The organism is Candidatus Cryosericum odellii (assembly GCF_003570935.1).
Lineage (GTDB): Bacteria > Caldisericota > Caldisericia > Cryosericales > Cryosericaceae > Cryosericum > Cryosericum odellii.
The window spans coordinates 1-3,382 of the sequence record NZ_QXIU01000086.1; the positions used below are offsets into that span (position 1 = coordinate 1).

Consider the following 3,382-nt stretch of genomic DNA (forward strand, 5'->3'; position numbering starts at 1 on the left):
CCATCCTTCATGCTGGTAATAAAGATGCGCAGGGATCCCTTGCCGTCCGGGGCCGGCTCCGAGGCTGCCCCAACAAGCATCAGCATCTGGTCGAACGTCCCGAATTCAGGGGCCCCCGCCGACGTCATGAAGCTTCCCTGACCCAGAGAGGTCAGGACGTTAGATGACAGCTGTTGCGTCGCTTCCCAGCTGACTGTAGCCTCAAACGCACGGGCGCTGCCGGTCGTCTGGATACTACCTTTCCACGAGCCGTCGGTCTGCTTGACGAACGTGACCGCTTGCTGACGAGCCGGGAGTGTGACCTTGACGTTACCCTCATGCGACTCCATGGGTCCGGATCTGCAGCCAGCGATGGACAGGAGCAGGACCAACAACGGGAGAACAGTGCTTCTTCTCATGGGCATCACCACCTTGATGGCAGTATAGCACCTGGGCATCTTCGTTGCCAGATGCATTTTGCTGATCGCGAGAGCTCCCTGGAAACGGGAAAGCGGGCAGGTGCTATGGCACCTGCCCGCCGGTCATGCAGAACTATCTAGCTGTTACGGAAGCCTGGCGAGGAGACCTTGCAGGAGAGTGAGCTTCACGTTGGCGTTCGCAATCAGCGTGACGAGACGGCTGGAGTAGTCTGTCAGCGCAGCGGTACGAATACTCTTGAGATAAGCAGTACGTGCAGTGACGGCAGCCTTGATCTGCACTTTGATTGCATCAAGTGTTGCCTGGGGCGCCTTGGCCTTTCGCTGTGTCTTCAGCTGCTGCTCAAATGTACGAATGGACGTTTGCATTGCAGCCAGCGCAGTACGTTCCGCTTCGGTCAACATGATTCCGCGAGAGACTGCTCTATGTGTTGCGTCCTTCAGGGCGGTCTTCAGATCAGTGGTAAACGTGGTCAGATCCTTGCCAGCTGCCTTGTCGGCTTTGACTTTGTCGCGGATCAGCTTGGCAGTGTCTCCGATCTGCTTGTACAACGCTTTCAGCGNNGGGGCAACTGTCTTTGTCTCTGCATATACTGCAGGAACAGTCATCAACGCGCCCATACCGACGACAACTGCCAGGATAATACTTATGAGTCCAATAGTTCTTCTTGTCATGTGTACCTCCANNATTGTTTCCAATTACACCTATTGGACTGTGAAGGTTCCAGCTATGTTCACGACGAGTGAGCGGTGATGGTGACATCCAGCTTGACGGCTTTGGCCAGCGTATTGTAGACCGTGCTGCACCCCAGGGCATACGACAGCAATTCCTCGGCAGCCTGTTGGGACAGAGATGCCGACCACACGTCGATGTGACACGATGCAGCGTCGATGCAGGGAATGTCGTCATCCCGGTGACCTCGTAATGTCATGGTCAGCTTCTCTACGGGATATCCGGACAGCTCCATCGCTGCTCCCAGGTCCAAGTTCAGGCATCCACCCAGGGATGCTACGAGGACCTCCATCGGCCACAGGCCCTGTTTGTCGATGCCATTGCCCGTATCAAAGATCAGCTCCACGCCACGCGAGCGTGCGACCCCAAGAACCTCGTCTACCCTCTCGAACTCCAGCTCGATGTTCACGAACGACCTCCCGACACGTAGGCGTTTCCAAATCAATCCTACTATGATTTGGCTTCTCCTGCAACGGCCGAATCTCCCACGCAGGATTCGAGACGCGCGAGAGGTTCTTCTGGAGAAACTCCTGTTGATCCAGTGGTACAATAAATAAATGAACAGACGTACAAGACACGGATGGACAAGCATGGTGGTTGTGGTGCTGATCACGGCAGCGGGGGCCTTCACTGGGCCGGTTCTGCGCACAGACGCTCCCACCCGACTCCGGACAGATATTGTCATTCCCGCACGGCCCACCTCGCTGCAGTTGGAGACTCCTATCTCACCCTTGGCGGGTATTGTCATCCCCCGGCGGCCCACCTTGCTGCAGTTGGACGTTCTCACCCTCCGCGAGACGTATAGGTTGCCCTCGCTGGAGATTTGTGTCATCCGCGCGGGCAGCGTCGTGGATGTTGCGGTGGGCGGCGTGCGCAAGGCTGGCGGTACAGACGCGGTCACATCGCAGGACCTGTTTCATCTAGGCTCCATGACCAAGGCCATGACAGCGACAATGCTGTTGACGCTGGTCCAGGAGGGAAAGCTCAGCTGGGACATGACGATGATTCGGGCGTTCCCTGCCATTGCATCCGCCATGGATCCACGATACAAGAATGTAACGCTGGAACAGTTGCTGACCCACACGTCGGGGCTGGCAGACTATACGACGGATCCCGAATGGGTGAGCATTCCCCCGTTCACCGGGACACCGGCGCAGCAGCGGCAGGCATTTGCACGCATGCTTCTGACGAGCCCGCCCGCCGGCCCGGCAGGTGTCTATCGGTACTCCAATGCTGGATACGCCGTGGCCGCAGCGATCGCCGAGCGGGTGACGGGCAAAACATGGGAGCAACTGATGCAACAGCGTGTGTTCGGTCCGCTGAAGATACGAGCCGCGTATGGTTGGCCACTCCTGTCCGGTGACGACGAACCCTGGGGCCACCGCATCAAGAACGGCGTGGTCACGCCGCACAACCCGTCGGACAATTACAGGGTGCCCACTGTCCTCGCCCCGGCAGGCGACGTCAGCATGTCCATCCTGGATTACAGCGTCTTCGCCCGGCTGCACCTGGCAGGACTCGAAAATATCGACGGGAACGGGCTGTCGGCGGCGGGCATCCAGCGCCTGCACCAGCCCGTTCTCGAATATAGCTGTGGATGGCACGAGGAGCTGGTCGATGGCATTCCGACGAGCTGGCACCGCGGGACGTGTGATACCTTCGACACATTCGTGCTGCTGCAACCCTCGCGGGACATCGGCGTCATCGTTTTCACCAATGCCGACGGTGACAATACGGCAGCAAACGCGTTGTTTGCCGAGATGCCCAAGCTTGCCGGACTCTATGCGGGACGGTAGAGCCTGATCATCTGTTGTGCTGGGGCGGCCGCTTATCCGAAATCGTTGATCAGTTAGCTCCCATTATCAGTGGTTGGTGATTCCTTTGCAGTGTGCCTTCGGTTCTGCAGATGGTGCAGCAGGACGGCGACGTCGGCAGGGCGGACACCGCTGAGACGGGACGCCTGGCCCAGCGTCTGTGGCTTCGCTGCCACTATGCGTTCGCGTCCTTCCTTTGACAGGGACGGTACCAGTGCAAGGTCCACGTCCTCCGGGATGGCGTAGCTCTCGAGCTGCGACAAGTCGCGCACCTTGGCCTGCTGGCGGACGATGTAGCCCTCGTACTTCACCTCGGTCTCCAGCTCCTCCAACAGTTCATCGTCAATGTCTGCGAGGTCGGGGACCAGGGCGACCAGGTCCTTTCTCCAGAAGTCCTGGCGCTTCAGCAGTGTGGCAAG

Annotated in this window: 3 protein-coding genes and 1 pseudogene; 1 reads left to right on the top strand and 3 read right to left on the bottom strand. The window is 58.6% G+C overall.

From position 1 onward, the window contains the following. A partial coding sequence (locus SMC5_RS03380; RefSeq protein ID WP_207799021.1) for a Gmad2 immunoglobulin-like domain-containing protein occupies window positions 1-398 on the bottom strand: 398 nt, incomplete at its 3' end. A 752-nt stretch (window positions 399-1,150) separates the two neighbouring features. Beyond that, the gene (locus SMC5_RS10615; protein WP_165846210.1) at window positions 1,151-1,558 is read right to left on the bottom strand and encodes an OsmC family protein; all 408 of its coding nucleotides are present in this window, start codon (window positions 1,556-1,558) and stop codon (window positions 1,151-1,153) included. A 181-nt stretch (window positions 1,559-1,739) separates the two neighbouring features. On the opposite strand from SMC5_RS10615, the gene SMC5_RS03395 reads away from it, so the two are divergent. Next, window positions 1,740-2,945: a serine hydrolase domain-containing protein gene (locus tag SMC5_RS03395; RefSeq protein ID WP_165846211.1), complete on the top strand. Its 1,206-nt coding sequence runs from the start codon at window positions 1,740-1,742 to the stop codon at window positions 2,943-2,945. Between the two features lie 53 nt (window positions 2,946-2,998). Here SMC5_RS03395 and SMC5_RS03400 read toward each other — a convergent pair. Further along, window positions 2,999-3,382: pseudogene (locus SMC5_RS03400) on the bottom strand (tRNA uridine-5-carboxymethylaminomethyl(34) synthesis enzyme MnmG); the annotation flags it as partial.

Excerpts from the sequence above, each read along its gene's own strand:
- SMC5_RS03395 (WP_165846211.1), top strand. The coding sequence starts at position 1,740 with ATGGTGGTTGTGGTGCTGATCACGGCAGCGGGGGCCTTCACTGGGCCG.